This is a genomic window from Kitasatospora sp. NBC_00374, assembly GCF_041434935.1.
In the GTDB taxonomy this organism is placed as follows: Bacteria; Actinomycetota; Actinomycetes; order Streptomycetales; family Streptomycetaceae; genus Kitasatospora.
This window is the reverse complement of record NZ_CP107964.1, coordinates 1,213,714-1,228,397: the sequence shown is the minus strand read 5'-3', so window position 1 is coordinate 1,228,397 and position 14,684 is coordinate 1,213,714. Positions and strand designations below refer to the sequence as shown.

The window sequence follows — 14,684 nt, the reverse complement described above, 5'->3', positions numbered from 1 at the left end:
CTGGCCGGCCCGAGATTTGTGCACTGGGTCGCGACGACGAGAACATGCCGTCGTGCCGGGATCCGTCTGCCGGCCGTCATACGGGCCCTGCCAAGGCGGCGATCACCTCGGCGATCCGGCCGGCCACGTTGCGTTTCGCGAGGTAGGTAGTGGCACTGTGGACCCACAGGCCGTCCGAACTGACCTGCTCGCTGTGCGGCTTCACCCCGGCCGCGTTGGGCGTTATGCACTTCTCGATCGACCGCTTGGGAACGACGATGTCGTCGTGATCCCAGAAGTCCAGCCAGCGCTGCACCGTGGCCGGCGCACGGATCGGCCGAGGTCGCAGACGGGGCAGCACCACAGCAGGGGTGGCGATGGGCGACCCCAGAGTCACGAAGAGCGCCACCAGCCCTCCGTACTCCTGGAGGGCCTCCAACGCCACCACGGTGCCGAGCGAGTGGGCGACGACGATGGCCGGCCGGCCGGGCTCCAGCTCCGACAGCACCCGCTCGCGCGCCCGCAGGTCGAGGGACCGGTCCGTGCCAGGGACCGTGCGGCGGCTGAGATAGCGTCCCACCTGCGAGATATCCGCCAGAAGCCTGCGGCCGCTCGCCCATTGAGCGGTCTCGCGCAACACCGGCACGTTGAGCAACGACGTACAGATGTAGGAGATGCGCCGGACCTGATCGCCGACGCCCTGTTCCCGCCCGGTGGGATGCAACTGCTGGCGTAGGGACAGCAGCTGATGCTTCTCGAGATCGTTCCCGTCGGCGAGCCGGGCATCGATGATCTCGGTCAGCAGGTCGACCGTGATCGCCGTCTCGGCCTCCGTCATCGCATCGTCCTGGCCGCCCTGGGTCTGCTGTGGCAGGTAGACATCGCTGTAGTTCGCGAAGCGATTCTCCACCGCCCAGCCCTGTGTGAGGCTCGACACCAGATGGGGATAGTCGGCCTCTCGAAGGCCTGCCGCGAGCGCTCTGAGCCAGGCGTTCAGTTCAGCCCTGGTCTCTCGCAGGCCGCCGATCCCGTGCACGAAGACCAGACGCGGCTTGGTTGAGATCCCCACGTTGCCCCCACACGTCCGGCTGTCCTCTTCGACCGCAACTGTGCTTCTCGCATGAGAACTTGCCAGTTGACTGCGCTGGCCGACGACACAACCCAACCCGGCCACGCCTACGCAGGCGATTCGGCTACCGGGGCGGAGCGGGGTGAGTGTGCGCCAGGGTGGAGTGCCGCCCAGGCCATCACGGAGGGACCGAGCACCGTTACGGTATGGGCAGCGTTGTCCCGTGGGAAAGCGCGCGGGCTGTGCGGCGGGGGGCGCCGTACCCAGAGAAGCCCGCCTGGAGCACATCTCGGCGCGCGCTGCTCCTGGTCGTGCCGATCGCCCCGCCCCTCCGGGCCTACGGCTCGCTACGGTCCGCCCGCGGGGCCTGAGTCTGTCAGGCGAATATGATGACAGGGCGTTCGACGGGCCGAGGGGTTCCATCAGCGCTTCGGCCTGGTCCACGTCGACTTCGAGACGCAGCGGCGCACCCCCAAGGCCTCGTATGCTTGGTACCGCGATCTGATCGCCACTCACCGGGTGCGCCATGAAGGGTAGTTAGGTTCCCCGAACCGGTGGCGCACGCGTCAGGCTCGACACTGGTTGGTGGGCTCGGCCAAGGAAGACGTTCGCAGCTGTGCGCCGCTGACAGGGGGCGATGACAGGGTGTTCGACAAGCCCAGGGGGCCATGGCCAGTAGTTCAGTCGACGGCTCGATCAGTGCCGGGTTGGACACCGGCTCGTCGGCTGAGGCTGCTGCCTCGGCGTGGGTGGCGTCCTTCTGCATCGGTCGAGATCGCGACCACTCGGTTTGTGGAGAGACGTGCCTGTCGGGCAGCCCGTTCCAGAGCACATGGCGTTCGCCACTCAGCGTGGAATGTCACACCCAGGTTGTCGCGGTCCTGACCTGCGCTGCGGCACCTCGGAGGTGACGGTGCCGGGCTCGGCCACGACGTGGGAGAGGTCGAGCGGGCGCATGTTGGCAGCGGTCGGAGATCTCAACCGCGCTGTGGCCCCGAACCGGGGGAGGAGCGGCATGGGCCCGGGTGTGTTGTCCGCGGTCAACACTGGCGGACACGCCTGAGCCGACGGAATGTGGGCAGCTTGCACTCGTACGGGTTGAACGCCGGGTGAGGTGTCGAAAGCGCCCTGAGGGGCAGTCGAGCGGAAAGGTCCCGCTCGACTGCCCCTCAGACTGGTCTCCCGCATCGATCGCAGGGTTCGCCTTGGTCGGCACCACCGGCCCCGACGCCTTCGGCCCCGGCGTCGCCGTGCGACTGGCACCTCGGGTTCAGTCGCCGGCCTCCGCTCGCCCTGGGGCGATCACGAAGAGGTCAGCGCCAGACCAGAGGTCCGCAGGTCTCGTAGGAGAAGTTGGTGTCGGAGAAGGGGGTGATGCAGGCGGTCACTCCGTGGACGCCGTCGCCGAAGTAGGCGTCACCGGTGGAGTACCCGTACCAGCCACCGGGCTTCGCCCATCCGCCGGTGTTCTTGTTCGTTTGGTCGATGCTGATGTAGCAGGGGCCCGAGACTGCGGCGTACGCCCAGTTGCCCGAGTCCTTCATGATGTAGCCGTTGCAGCCGTACGCCCACACGGCCCCGCCGTCGTAGGTCGCGGCGGAAGCCTCGGCGGTGGACACGAACAGCGCACCGCCCGCGATGGCTCCTACGACGGCGAGCTTGACCTTCTTGCCGATCCTCACGTTGCCCTCCGTGGGTGTTGGTTGTTCTCGAAGGTTTCCGGTGTGCATCCCCCGGGCTCGACGCCCGTCGAACTCGGATGCTCCGTGGGGCCGGCCAAGGACGGTGGTCGGCTGGCCTCAGGCATGGACAGCCTTCAGGCTGCCGCCTGCAGGGCTGGGAGGTGCCGTGGACCGCTCCCGGCGCCACCCCGCGCTGTCGGAGTCGTAGGCGCCGGTGGCGCTCCCGCGTCGCGTTCGGTGCCGTAGTGGTGCGGCTGAGCCGATCGGCTCAGCCGACGTACTCGGACGGCGAGAAGGCCTTGTAGTAGCCGCCGTTGACCACGAGTTCGATCTGGCCCTGGACGTAGCCGTTGATGCTCGACGTCTGGGGGAGTCCGTAGCAGGTCATGTTGTAGAACGTCGCGTTCGACGGGAAGCTGCAGGCGCCGTAGCCGTAGTAGTGCCCGCCGGAGTTGATGAACACGTTCGAGCCGCCGAAGGTGTTGCCGAAGCCCTGGCTGGTCACGTACGCGTGGGCCTGGTAGACGCCGTTGTTGATCGAGACGCACGCCTTGGCGTACACGCTGCCGCCCGGGACCACCTGGGTGGTGGGCCCGCAGTAGTCGCCGTTCCCGGCGACAGCTGCGCTGGCAGGGGCAGCGAGCGTGACGCCCCCCAGGACGAGGCCGCCGGTGAGAGCGGCGGCTGCGAGTTTGCTCCGGACGTTCAAGATCTCTCCTCTGCGGCTGCGACGTCCCAGCCCATGACGGGCGGGGATCGCCTGTGGTGCCGCGTCGACGGCCGGCACCTTTCCTGTGCCGGCCCTGCGCGAAGCGGCCTGACCAGGCTGCCCAGGGCGGCCGGGTGATGTCCCGTTTCCCGCACGAACCCGTACACCCGCTCCTAGACTCTCCTGTCAGGGGCACGACCTATTCGGGGTGGGGGCGTCGTGAGCGAGCAACGGGACGGAATGCCGGATCCGAGCCGGTCCGAGGACCTCGCCCAGTTCATCGGGCTGCTCGGTGAGCTTCGTGCGTGGGCGGGAATGCCCTCGTACCGGTCGTTGGCCAAACGCGTCGGACCGCTGATGCGACCGGCCCGCACGGTTTCCGCATCCACGGTCGTAGACGCGTTCAGACCCGATCGGCGGCGCCTGGACCTGGACATGGTGGTCGCCATCGTCCGGGCATTGGGGGCGGACGAGGCGGACACGGCCCGCTGGCGCGAGGCATACGCCAACGTCCACAGACTGGCCAAGACCGGCGGACCCGTCGGAGTATTCGGCCAGCTCCCCCCGGATCTGGCCACCTTCACCGGCCGCCGGGAACAACTCGCCCAGCTCATGGAGACGGCCACCCGCCGCCGCACCTCGGACGCGGCGAACACAGTCGTGATCTCCGCGATCGAAGGCATGGCCGGAGTGGGCAAGACTCAGCTTGCCATCCGCGCCGCCCACGAACTGGTACGCGCGGGCCACTACGCGGACCTCCAACTCCACGTGAACCTCCGAGGCTTCGACCCCGAGCTGCCACCCGCAGACCCCTCCACGGTGCTCGAGTCCTTCCTGCGCCACCTGGGCGTGCCCGCCCAGCAGATCCCCGCCGACAGGGACGAGCGGTCGGCGATGTACCGCGACCGGCTACGCACCCGCGCCGCGCTGATCCTGCTGGACAACGCCTCCGAGGAAGAACAGGTCCGCGACCTGATCCCGGCCAACCCCGACTGCCTGGTCCTCATCACCAGCCGACGCAGCCTCGCCGGCCTCGACGGCGCGCATCCGCAGCCCGTCGACACCTTCTCCGAAGCGGAATCGCTGGACCTGCTGAAGCGGATCGCCGGTCTCGACCGCGTCGCCGCGGAACCCGAAGCTGCAACACGCATCGTGGAGTACTGCGACCGCCTCCCGCTGGCCCTCGCCCTGGTTGCGGCCCGACTGCGATCCCGGCCCGCCTGGACCCTCGAGGACCTGGGCAACCGGCTGCAAACCGGCCGCCTGGAAGCGATCCGCGCCGGCGGCCGGGCGCTGCGCCCCGTCTTCGACCTCTCCTACCAAGGCCTCACAGCACCGCTTCAGCGGGTCTTCCGTCTGCTCGGCTGCCATCCGGGCCCCGACGTCACCCCTGTCCTTGTCGCCGCCCTCGCGGGAATCCCCGTCGGCGATGCTGATGACGCCCTCGAATCGCTCCAGGACGAGAACCTCGTCCACCAGAGCACACCCGGCCGCTACGAACTCCACGACCTGCTGCGCCTGTTCGCGGTCGAACTGGCCGGAGCCGAACCGGAGCCGGACCCGGCCGCCCCACTGGCCCGACTGGCGGACTGGGCGGTGGCCACCGGCCATGCCGCGGCCGTGGCGATCAACACGCCGTCCCCGACCCTGGGCCCTCCCGACTGGTCTGTCCAGCCCGAGGCATTCGACAGCTACGAGGCGGGCCTGACCTGGTTCGACCGGGAACGGGAGAACCTCACCGCCATCCAGATGTCCGCCGCGAAAGCCGGACTTCACCGGCGGGTGTGGCAGATCGCCCTGGTGCAGAAGCAGTTCCGCGTCGTACGCCACCACTTCGACGACTACCTGGCCTTGCAACAACTCGCAGTGGAGGCCGCTCAGGCCTGCGGCGATCGAGCCGCTGAGGCGCTGATGCTGTCCGGCGTAGGCCGGATCCACTGGGCCACGGACCGGCTCGACGCAGCCGAGGACAGCTACCTGAGGGCCCGGCAGGTCTACCAGGCCATCGGCGACCGGGCCGGCGAGGGCGGGGCACTGGTCGATCTCGTCGCGGTCCAGGCGAGCCGGGGGGACTACAGCCAAGCGGTCCACCTGTGCACCCAGGCACTCGAACTCCTCGACAGCCCACAGAGCCTTCGCCCTCGCGCGACAGCGCTACTGAACCGAGGCGTACTCCACGAGCGACTGGGACACGTCGCCCAGGCCGTCACCGACACCCACGAAGCCCTCGCGATCTACCGGCGCGTCGACGACCGCCGCAGCGAGGCACTGGCCATCGGAAACCTCGCCTGGTACCACCTGGTGGACGGAGACACCGAATCCTCGATCCATCTCTACCGCCAACAACAGGACCTCGGCCTGCACCTCGCGGACAACTTCCTCCAGGCCGACTCGTGCATGGGCATCGGCGAGGCCCATGCCACCGCCGGCCACATCGGCAAGGCCCGGGACGTCTGGCAGGAAGCACTGCGCCTCTATCGGGAGATCCGCCATCCCCGGGCCGCTGCCGCACAACAGCGACTCGACGCCACCACCGGTGAACCGGCCACCGCCTGGACGCCCACAGACTGGAGCGCCCCCCAGGGCCAGGACTAACCGATCGTCCTGGAGTGATCCGCTGACCTGGCCGCTACGCCGGGGCGAGCAGCGCGCCGTGCCGGGCGGTATCGAGACCCGGCCCACGGCCGCACAGGGCACATCGTCATGCAGCCGCCGTGGAGCGGGCGCGATACGGTGACAGGGTGCGAGGTGCTGGACGCCGGCCGCTCACGGATCTGGTGACGCGGCGGGCGGTCCGGCCGCTCGCCGTTGAGCTCGCGGTTGTGCGGGCCGCCGGTTGGCGGACGGGTCTGGAGCGCGCAGGCCGGTTCGCACCACTGTGCCGCCGGGCTGTCCTACTCGACGAGGTCCCGCACGCAGGGTTGGACGAGATGTTGGCGGAGGCCGCCTTCTACGGCATCGGAGTGCTCGTCAATGAGCCGGACGGGATTCGGATCGCCCTGGAACCCGAGGCACCGGTTCACCACACTGCGGCAGACGAGAGCAACCCGATGTGTCCGAGCGGGTACGGCTCATCCCTGCGCTGGTGCCCATGGACGGGCAGGGGCAGGCTGGGAAGTGCACCCGGCAACAGACGGCAGCGCAGACCCCACCCCCGCACGCGCCGCGACGCCGGACGCCTCCACGCCCGCCGAATCCTTGGAGGTCACCGATGACCGATCCTCCCGTTCCCCACCCGGTCGGCCCGATCGTGGTCGGTACGGACGGTTCGGCCCCAGCCCGGCAGGCTGTGACCTTCGCGCTCCGCGAGGCCCAACTGCGTGGTACCGGCCTGCGGGCCGTCTGCGCGTACGAGTACACCCCCACCCGGCACTCCGGCTTCGAATGGATGGCCGCCTCCGACCCCGGCAGCGGCCCTGTCCCGCAGCAGCGCGATCTCGTTACGCAGGCCTTGGCCGAGTCAGTCGAAGAACTGCAGCAACAACTCGGCGGACCGTCCGTGGAGGTGGAGATCGTCTGCGAACCCGGCCGTCCGGCTCAGGTCCTCCTCGAAGCGAGCAAGGACGCCTGCCTGCTCGTGGTCGGCTCCCGCGGATCGGGTGCCTGGGGACGCCTCGCCCTCGGCTCGACCAGTACCGAGATCGTCCACCACGCCCGCCTCCCGGTCGTTGTCATCCCTGCGGAACACCACACCGCACCCTCCTGAACGCCGACTCCAAGCATGGCGCCGTCCTTGCCGAAAGCCGTGACCGCAGTGGCGGGAGCGAAGCGGTGTGAGGCCGGTATCCGCGGCTGTCGGGAGGACAGTTCCGTCTGACCTCCCGACTGATCGAGCACGGGCATCGACCCGGCTCGGTCGCGATCGTCCGGACGGTGGCCCGCGCCTGGTACCGCGACTTGATGGCCACTCACTGATCGTTGCGGATCGGACAGTTGGGCTGGGTGCCGCTGCGGACGGAGGTGATCGTGACGTAGCCGTAGCCGGGCACCACCCGGAAGGCCATTCGGCCCCCGTCGGGGCAGCACCGTCGACCTCTCCCGAACCGGCCCGGAGGTTGCGCGGTCCGGTCAGGACGCGCCACCCAGATAGGCCTCGGCGACACGGGTGTCGGCGGACAGCTCGGCCGCTGTGCCTTCCAGTACCGTCTCCCCGTTCTCGATCACATATCCCCGATGCGCGATCTTCAGCGCGGCCCTGGCATTCTGTTCGACGAGCAGTACCGCCGTGCCACCGAGGGTGATGTCCCTGATCACCTCCATCACCGCGGTGACCATGATCGGGGCCAGACCCATCGAGGGTTCGTCCAGCATCAGCAGACTGGGGCGGGCGACAAGGGCACGGCCCATCGCCAGCATCTGCTGCTCGCCGCCGGAAAGCGTCCCGCCGTGCTGGGTTCGCCGTTCCGCCAACCGCGGCAGCAGTTCGTAGACCTGGGCGACCCGGCGGGCGAGCTCGGCGCCGTCGCGCACCAGATACCCGCCGATCAGCAGGTTTTCGTGCACGGTCAGCGTGCTGAAGACCCGCCGGCCCTCGGGCACGTGCACCACTCCACGTCCGACGATTCTCGGCGGAGCCATCCTCGTGATGTCCTCACCCGCGTACACGATCCTGCCCGATGACGGTCTCACCAGCCCGGACACGGCCGACAGCGTGGTGGTCTTGCCCGCACCGTTGTTGCCGAGCAGGGCGACGGTCTCTCCCTCGCCCACCGCGAGGTCGAGCCCGCGCAGCGCCCGCACTCCGCCGTAGGCGACGTCGAGGCCACAGATCTCAAGCATGCGGTGCCCCTTCCCCTTCGAGTTCGGCGCGAGCGGCAGGAACCTCTTCGTCCGCGTCGTCCCGGCCGAGATAGGCCTCGACGACTGCGGGGTTCCGCCGTATGTCCTCCGGAGGGCCCTCCGCGATCACCCGGCCGAAGTTCAGCACGACCACCCGCTCGGACACCTCCATGACCAGGCCCATGTCGTGTTCGATGAGCGCGATCGCCACGCCCAGTTCCCGGATCCGGCGGATCAAGGTGAGCAGTTCGGCCTTCTCACCGTGGTTGAGCCCGGCGGCCGGCTCGTCGAGCAGCAGCAGCTTCGGCCGCCGGGCCAGCGCGCGGGCGATCTCCACCCGGCGCTGCTCACCGTACGGCAGGTGACGTACGAGACCGGCCCGGTCGCCACGGAGCTCGACGAAGTCCAGCCACTTGTCGGCCTCATGGGTGCTCTCGCGCTCGCTGCGCCGGTAGCGGGGGGTGTGCAGCATCGCGTCGAGGGGGCTCTGTTTCAGCCACAGGTGGGTGCCGGCGCGCACGTTGTCCAGCACCGACAACTCGCCGAACAGCCGCAGGTTCTGGAAGGTACGGGCGAGGCCGCGGGCGGCGATCGCCGACGGGCGCAGGCCGGTCACCTGCTCACCGGCCAGCCGGACGGTGCCACCGGTCGGCTTGTAGAACCCGCTGACGCAGTTGAACGCCGAGGTCTTCCCCGCGCCGTTGGGGCCGATGACCGAGACGATCTCGCTCTCACCGACGGCGAAGCCGAGGCCGTCGACCGCGCGGACTCCGCCGAAGGCCAGCCGCAGATCACTGACTTCGAGAATCACTTCTCCTCCTTCGCCGGCAGGTCGTCGGCACCGGCTGTGCTCCGCGTCGCCGGGTCGTCGGGTTCGCGCGAGCGGTGTGGCCACAGCCCCTGCGGGCGGAGCAGCATCACGACGATGAGCAACACGCCGAAGACGAAGAACCGGTAGTCGGCCAGGTCCCGCAACAGCTCGGGCAGCAGGCTGATCACCACGGCACCGACCACGACGCCACGGGTGGAGCCCATGCCGCCCAGCACGACTGCCATCAGGACGAGGGCGGACTGCAGGAAGGTGAAGCTGGCCGGGGAGATCGCCGAGAGCTGGGCTGCGAACAGCACGCCCGAGAGCCCACCCCAGACCGCGCCCGCGACATAGGCGGCCAGCTTGACCCGGTACGTGTTGATCCCGCTGGCCTCGGCCGCGTCCTCGTCCTCACGGACGAATCGCCAGGCGCGGCCTATCCGGGAGCGGCCGAGTCGCGCGGCGAACAGCACCGCGACCGAGACGATCACCACGGTGGTGTAGTAGAAGACGACCGGGTCGGAGAGCCGGTCGCCGAGCAGGCCCGGGATGCCGTAGATGCCGGAAGGGCCGCCGGTGACGTCCAGGTTGTTCGCGACGATCCGGATGATCTCGCCGAAGCCGAGGGTGACGATTGCCAGGTAGTCGCTGCGCAGCCGCAGCGTCGGACCTCCGATCACCACTCCGGCCACCACGGTTGCCACGACGACGGCCGGCACGGTGGCCAGGAGCGGGAGCTCCAGCCGCGTGGCGAGTACCCCGCCGGTGTACGCGCCCACGGCAAGGAAGGCGGCGAAGCCGAGGTCGAGCAGTCCGCAGTAGCCGACGACGATGTTCAGACCGACGGTGAGCATCACGAAGACGGCCGCGCTGGTCATCACGTTCAGCGCGTACGGAGTGGCGGTGACGAACGGGGCGAGCAGGCCGAGCGCGAGCCCGCCCCAGCCGAGCCTGCGGCTTTCCAGCAGCCGCGTGACGACGGAGGGGCCGCGGCCCCTGACGGGCTTGACCGGTGGGTTCTGGACGGCTGTCATCACACTCGCTCCGTCACACGCTCGCCGAGCAGGCCCGTCGGCCGCACGGTCAGGAAGAGGATGAGGAAACCGAAGGCGAACACGTCTCGCCACTCGCCCCCGAACCAGTCGGTACTGAAGGACTCCAGCAGGCCCAGGACCAGGCCGCCCAGCATGGTGCCCTTCATGTTGCCGATGCCACCGATGACGGCCGCGGTGAACGCCTTGAGCCCGATGATGAAGCCCATCAGAAAGTCGATCTTTCCGTAGTAGGCGCCGGACATGACTCCGGCGGCGCCCGCCAGGGCCGACCCGATGAAGAAGGTGCGGGAGATGACCGCGTCGACGTCGACGCCCATCATCAGGCAGGCTTTCGGATCGAGCGCGATGGCGCGCATCGCGCGGCCCTGGCGGCTGCGCATGACCAGGGCGTTGAGTGCCACCATCAGCCCGACGGCGACCGCCATGAGCGCGAGCTGCTGAAGGGTGATCCTGGCGCCGAGCACCGACATGCCGGTGCCGTCGAGACGTACCGGATAGACCTGCGGGTTGGGACCCGCGACGAGGCGGACGCCGTATTCCAGCGCGAACGACGCGCCCACCGCGGTGATCAGCAGCGAGAGCCGTGGCGCTCCGCGCAGTGGCCGGTAGGCCACGCGCTCCAGTGCGACGCCGCTCAGGCCGGTCACCAGCATGGTCAGCCCGAGCACGGCGAGCAGGGCGATCAGCGAACCGCCGGGGACGGCGCCGCCCAGTGCGCCGAGCGTCGCGTACCCGGAGAACGCTCCGAGCATGTAGAGGTCGCCGTGGGCGAAGTTGAGCAGCTTGATGATCCCGTAGACCATGCTGTAGCCGAGCGCGACCAGGGCGTAGAAGGAACCGACGAACAGTCCGTTCCAGATGAGCTGTGACATGCGAAACCCCTCGGGCTAGTTGAGGGAGTCCTGCAGGACGAACTCGCCGTTCTTGACGGTGAGGATCGCGAAGCCGCCGTTGCTCAGCGTGTGGTCGGCGGTGAACGTCAGGGGGCCGGAGAAGATCTTGAAGCCCTTCAGGCTCTCGAGCGAGGCGGCGACCTTGTCCCCGTCGGTGCTGCCGGCCGCCTTGACGGCCTCGGCGGCGACCCGCACGGCGTCGTAGGACTGGGTGGCGTACGGGCCGGGCTCCGCGCCGAACTTCTGCTTGTAGGAGGCGATCCAGCTCTCGGCACCCGGCGTGGTCTGCGGCGTCTGCGTCATGGTCGCGTAGACGCCCTCACCGTTGGGGGAACCTGCGATCCGGACGAGCTTGGGGTCGACCGAGCCATCGCCGACGAGGAACTTCCCCTTGTACCCGGCCTGACGGAACTGGCGGATGAGCAGACCGCCCTCCTGGTAGTAGCCGGTCCAGTAGATGTAGTCGGGGTTCGACTTCAGCACGGCGGTGACACTCGGGCCGTAGTCGCTCTCGCCGGGGTTGACCGCCTCCTCGGTGGCCTTGGCCGGAGCCCCCGCCGTACCCAACTGGGCCGAGGTGAGGTCGGCGATGTCCTTGGAGTAGCTGGTGTTGTCGTCCATGACCGCGACGTTCCTGGCCCCGTCCTTCCTCAGCCAGGCGACGGCGGCGGCCGCCTGCTGCTTTCCGGTGCCGTTGATGAGGAAGACGTGCTTGAGGTGCTGGGCCACGAGTTGGTTGGAGTTGGCGGCTGGAATGACCATGGGGATCTTCTGCTTGTCGAAGATCGGGAGCGTGGGCAGGGTTGCGCCCGAACAGTAGCCGCCGACCGAGACGGCCGCGTGCGCCGCGACGAGCTTGTTGGCCGCCGCGACCGCGGTCTTCGGGTCGCAGGCGTCGTCCTCCACCTGGAGCCGCAGCTTCCGGCCGAGGACGCCGCCCTTCGCGTTGATCTCGTCGACCGCGAGTTGCGCTCCGTTCTGCATGTAGGGGCCGACGTCCGCGCTGCTGCCGGACAGCGGGATGTTCATGCCCAGGACGATCGGGCCCTTGTCGCCGTCTTCGCTGCTGCCGCCGCCGAGCAGTCCGTTGCAGCCGGTGGTGGACAGGGCGACCGCGGTGAGGACCGAGGCCAGAGCCACGCGGCGGGACGTCGTACGGGAGGCGGGGAGCAGGGCGGGGACGGTGTGTCTGTTCACGGGAACGCTCCTGGTGCGAGGCATTGCGGGGGTTCGGCTACGAGTCGTGGGGGATCGGCCAAGACGAGGGCATGAGGAGGAGGGCCCGGCCCGGAACGCGGCTCTTCTTGACGCTGGCGTCACAGGGCGTGCGTATGTGATGTGTGATATTGCACAATCGATGGCCAGTCGGTCAAGAGCTGAACCCGAACAATCTCGCCTGCCGCGAAGCCGGAGTTTCATCCCGGCCTCGCGGTGGCGCGGGGGGGGGGTGTTCGAGTGGGGCGGCGGCGGGTGTGCCCGGCGGCCGGTGATACCGACCGTGTCACCGATGGCGACGGGGTTGCCACCCGGTACGGCAGGTGGCGGCCGAGCAGGGTGCGGCGGAGGGCGGTCGGCGCTGATCATCAATGGCTCCCGGGACTTCTGGAACGGCCTCACGTGCACCGTCCCTGGCCGACGCCGCGGGAACAGTACGGAGTCCGAAAACCTCGGGTGCGCGACACACGGAATGTCGCACGCCGTGACCTCGCGTGACCCACCCGAGGCCCGTCCACCGTTCCGTCGACGCACCGGCGCCGACCGCGGGCTGACGCATTCGGAATCAGCGCTGCGCCGGGACGGTGATCCGGTCGCGCGCCTGTCCGCTGTGGACGGCTGCTGCTGCCAGGATGGTCGCGGGACGTTCGACAGGTGAAAGGGACGGCCGCCCATGGTGTCGGACGAGGCCGTGATCGGTTGCCCCGGCGTGTTGGTGATCGGCACCCGGGGAGCCGCCGGGCCCGGTGAGGTCCTGGTGAAGATCAGGGGCGGTTCGGAGAGTTTCCTCGCCTGGTCGGAGGAGCCCCTGCCGGAGGGAACACCCGTGCTGGTGATCGAGTCGCGCGGTACTCGCCAGGTCGATGTCATGGAGTGGACCGATCCCATCGGCAACCCGGGGTCCGATCCTGCCGACGGACCTCGCTGAGGAGGCAACCAGGATGTTCGGTTATCGCGTTCCCGCGCCCGACCAGGCGATGCTGATCTCGGGTGGAAGACGGGGCCTTTCGGGCGCGCCGTTCCGCGTGGTGACCGGGCACGGGACGTTCGTCATGCAGGTGTTCCGCAAGGTCCGCTTCCTGACCCTGGCGATGTGCGAGGCGGAGGTCGCCGAAACCTGCGTGACCAAGCAGGGCATCGCGCTGACGGTGAAGGCGGTGATCGCCTTCAAGGTGGGCAACGACACCGAGAGCATCGTCAACGCCGGCCAGCGCTTCCTCTCCGACCAGGACCAGATGTCCGTGCTGACCGGCCGGATCTTCGCCGGTCACCTGCGCGCCATCATCGGCTCGATGACGGTCGAGGAGATCGTCACCGAGCGGCAGAAGCTCGCCACCGAGGTGCTCGACACCTCGAAGGCCGAGATGGCGAAGATCGGCCTGATCGTCGACTCGCTCCAGATCCAGTCGATCGACGACGGTGACACCGGCTACATCGCCGCCATGTCGGCCCCGCACCGGGCGGCCATCCAGCGCCAGGCCCAGATCGCCCAGGCGCAGGCCACCCAGGCCTCGGCGGAGGCGGAGCAGCAGTCCGCCCGGAAGCAGGCCGAGTACGCCCGGGAGACGGCCGTCGTGAAGGCGCAGTACACCGCCGAGGTGGACCGGGCCCAGGCCCAGGCCGCCCAGGCCGGCCCGCTGGCGCAGGCGCACGCGCAGCAGGAGGTGCTGGCGGCGCAGACCGAGTTGGCCCAGCGCGCGGCCGAGCTGCGCCAGCAGCAGCTGGTCGCCGAGGTCGTGAAGCCGGCCGAGGCGGAGGCCGAGCGGATCAGGGTCCTGGCGGTGGCCGAGGCGGAGCGGATGAAGATCCAGGCCGAGGCGGCGGCCTCGTACGACCGGGTGGCGCTGGACCGGATGCTGATCGACCAGCTGCCGCAGATCGTCAAGGAGGCGGCCGGCGGGCTGGCGGGCGCCAATGTCAACGTTCTCAACGGCGCCGACGGCTTGGGCGAGATCGCCGCCGGCTTGGTCAGCCAGGGCCTGACGATCCTGGACTCGGTCCGCAGGGGCCTGGGCGCACCGCAGGGCCGCGTCGAAGAGGACGGTGAGCCGGCCGGCCTCGAGTGATGGGAACGCCGTACATCGTGAGGGGGGTGAGGGCCAGCCCTTCGGGGCCTTGTGGTCCGGTCGTGCGCTGCCCGAGGCTCATACGGGCCGATAAGGTGACAGGGCGTTCGACGGGCTGAGGGGTTCCATCAAAGGTTCGGCCTGGTCCACGTCGACTTCGCGACGCAGCGGCGCACCCCGAAGGCGTCGTACGCCTGGTACCGCGACCTGATCTCCACTCACCGCATCCATCGCTCCGCGTAGTTGACTTCCGTTCGCTGCGGAATGGGTGGTCTCTTGACAACGCCCGAGGGGTTGTCCGGATGGCGCAAGAACGAGCGCGACAGCGCTCAAGAGGTGCCACCAGCGATTCGAAAGCGCCTGGGACGCCGCGAATCTCCTGTTGGCCGTTGGCCGTTGGCCGTTGGCCGTTGGCCGTTGGCTCGC

At 69.2% G+C, this 14,684-nt stretch carries 12 protein-coding genes and 2 pseudogenes; 6 read left to right on the top strand and 8 right to left on the bottom strand.

Going from position 1 to position 14,684, the window contains the following annotated elements:
* Positions 1-76: 76 nt before the first annotated feature.
* Positions 77-1,048: an alpha/beta fold hydrolase gene (locus OG871_RS05605; protein ID WP_371494609.1), complete on the bottom strand. Its 972-nt coding sequence runs from the start codon at positions 1,046-1,048 to the stop codon at positions 77-79.
* Positions 1,049-1,456: 408 nt separating this feature from the next.
* Between OG871_RS05605 and OG871_RS05600 the strand changes: the two are divergent.
* Positions 1,457-1,585 (top strand): annotated as a pseudogene (locus tag OG871_RS05600) (family 1 glycosylhydrolase); the annotation flags it as partial.
* A 776-nt stretch (positions 1,586-2,361) separates the two neighbouring features.
* Here the strand turns inward: OG871_RS05600 and OG871_RS05595 are convergent.
* Together OG871_RS05595 and OG871_RS05590 are read right to left on the bottom strand one after the other, a co-directional pair.
* Positions 2,362-2,730 (bottom strand): hypothetical protein, encoded by a 369-nt coding sequence (locus OG871_RS05595; protein WP_371494607.1) that lies wholly within the window; start codon positions 2,728-2,730, stop codon positions 2,362-2,364.
* 268 nt (positions 2,731-2,998) lie between these two features.
* Positions 2,999-3,439: a hypothetical protein gene (locus OG871_RS05590; RefSeq protein WP_371494606.1), complete on the bottom strand. Its 441-nt coding sequence runs from the start codon at positions 3,437-3,439 to the stop codon at positions 2,999-3,001.
* Between the two features lie 435 nt (positions 3,440-3,874).
* Between OG871_RS05590 and OG871_RS05585 the strand changes: the two genes are divergently transcribed.
* Together OG871_RS05585 and OG871_RS05580 are read left to right on the top strand one after the other, a co-directional pair.
* The gene (locus OG871_RS05585; protein WP_371494604.1) at positions 3,875-6,034 is read left to right on the top strand and encodes an NB-ARC domain-containing protein; all 2,160 of its coding nucleotides are present in this window, start codon (positions 3,875-3,877) and stop codon (positions 6,032-6,034) included.
* Positions 6,035-6,650: 616 nt separating this feature from the next.
* The gene (locus OG871_RS05580) at positions 6,651-7,145 is read left to right on the top strand and encodes a universal stress protein (protein WP_371494603.1); all 495 of its coding nucleotides are present in this window, start codon (positions 6,651-6,653) and stop codon (positions 7,143-7,145) included.
* A gap of 362 nt (positions 7,146-7,507) precedes the next feature.
* On the opposite strand, the gene OG871_RS05575 is transcribed toward OG871_RS05580, so the two are convergent.
* From OG871_RS05575 to OG871_RS05555, 5 genes are read right to left on the bottom strand one after another with little or no spacing between them, the layout of a single operon-like run.
* Complete coding sequence (locus OG871_RS05575) at positions 7,508-8,218, bottom strand: ABC transporter ATP-binding protein (protein ID WP_371494602.1); 711 nt, start codon at positions 8,216-8,218, stop codon at positions 7,508-7,510.
* A complete protein-coding gene (locus tag OG871_RS05570; protein WP_371494601.1) occupies positions 8,211-9,029 on the bottom strand; it encodes an ABC transporter ATP-binding protein in 819 nt (272 codons plus the stop codon). Before OG871_RS05570 ends, OG871_RS05575 begins: the two co-directional genes overlap by 8 nt.
* Positions 9,026-10,063, bottom strand: a complete 1,038-nt coding sequence (locus OG871_RS05565; protein WP_371494598.1) for a branched-chain amino acid ABC transporter permease — start codon at positions 10,061-10,063, stop codon at positions 9,026-9,028. The genes OG871_RS05570 and OG871_RS05565 overlap by 4 nt, the downstream gene beginning before the upstream one ends.
* Positions 10,063-10,956, bottom strand: a complete 894-nt coding sequence (locus tag OG871_RS05560) for a branched-chain amino acid ABC transporter permease (protein WP_371494596.1) — start codon at positions 10,954-10,956, stop codon at positions 10,063-10,065. Before OG871_RS05560 ends, OG871_RS05565 begins: the two co-directional genes overlap by 1 nt.
* Positions 10,957-10,971: 15 nt before the next feature.
* Positions 10,972-12,174 carry a branched-chain amino acid ABC transporter substrate-binding protein gene (locus OG871_RS05555; protein ID WP_371494594.1) on the bottom strand — a complete coding sequence of 401 codons (1,203 nt, stop codon included), beginning with the start codon at positions 12,172-12,174 and terminating at the stop codon, positions 10,972-10,974.
* A 691-nt stretch (positions 12,175-12,865) separates the two neighbouring features.
* Here OG871_RS05555 and OG871_RS05550 point away from each other — a divergent pair.
* The 3 genes and pseudogenes from OG871_RS05550 to OG871_RS05540 form a co-directional block, all read left to right on the top strand.
* The gene (locus tag OG871_RS05550; RefSeq protein ID WP_371494592.1) at positions 12,866-13,120 is read left to right on the top strand and encodes a hypothetical protein; all 255 of its coding nucleotides are present in this window, start codon (positions 12,866-12,868) and stop codon (positions 13,118-13,120) included.
* 13 nt (positions 13,121-13,133) lie between these two features.
* The gene (locus OG871_RS05545; protein WP_371494590.1) at positions 13,134-14,258 is read left to right on the top strand and encodes an SPFH domain-containing protein; all 1,125 of its coding nucleotides are present in this window, start codon (positions 13,134-13,136) and stop codon (positions 14,256-14,258) included.
* 114 nt (positions 14,259-14,372) lie between these two features.
* A pseudogene (locus tag OG871_RS05540) lies at positions 14,373-14,501 on the top strand (family 1 glycosylhydrolase); the annotation flags it as partial.
* Positions 14,502-14,684 lie beyond the last annotated feature (183 nt).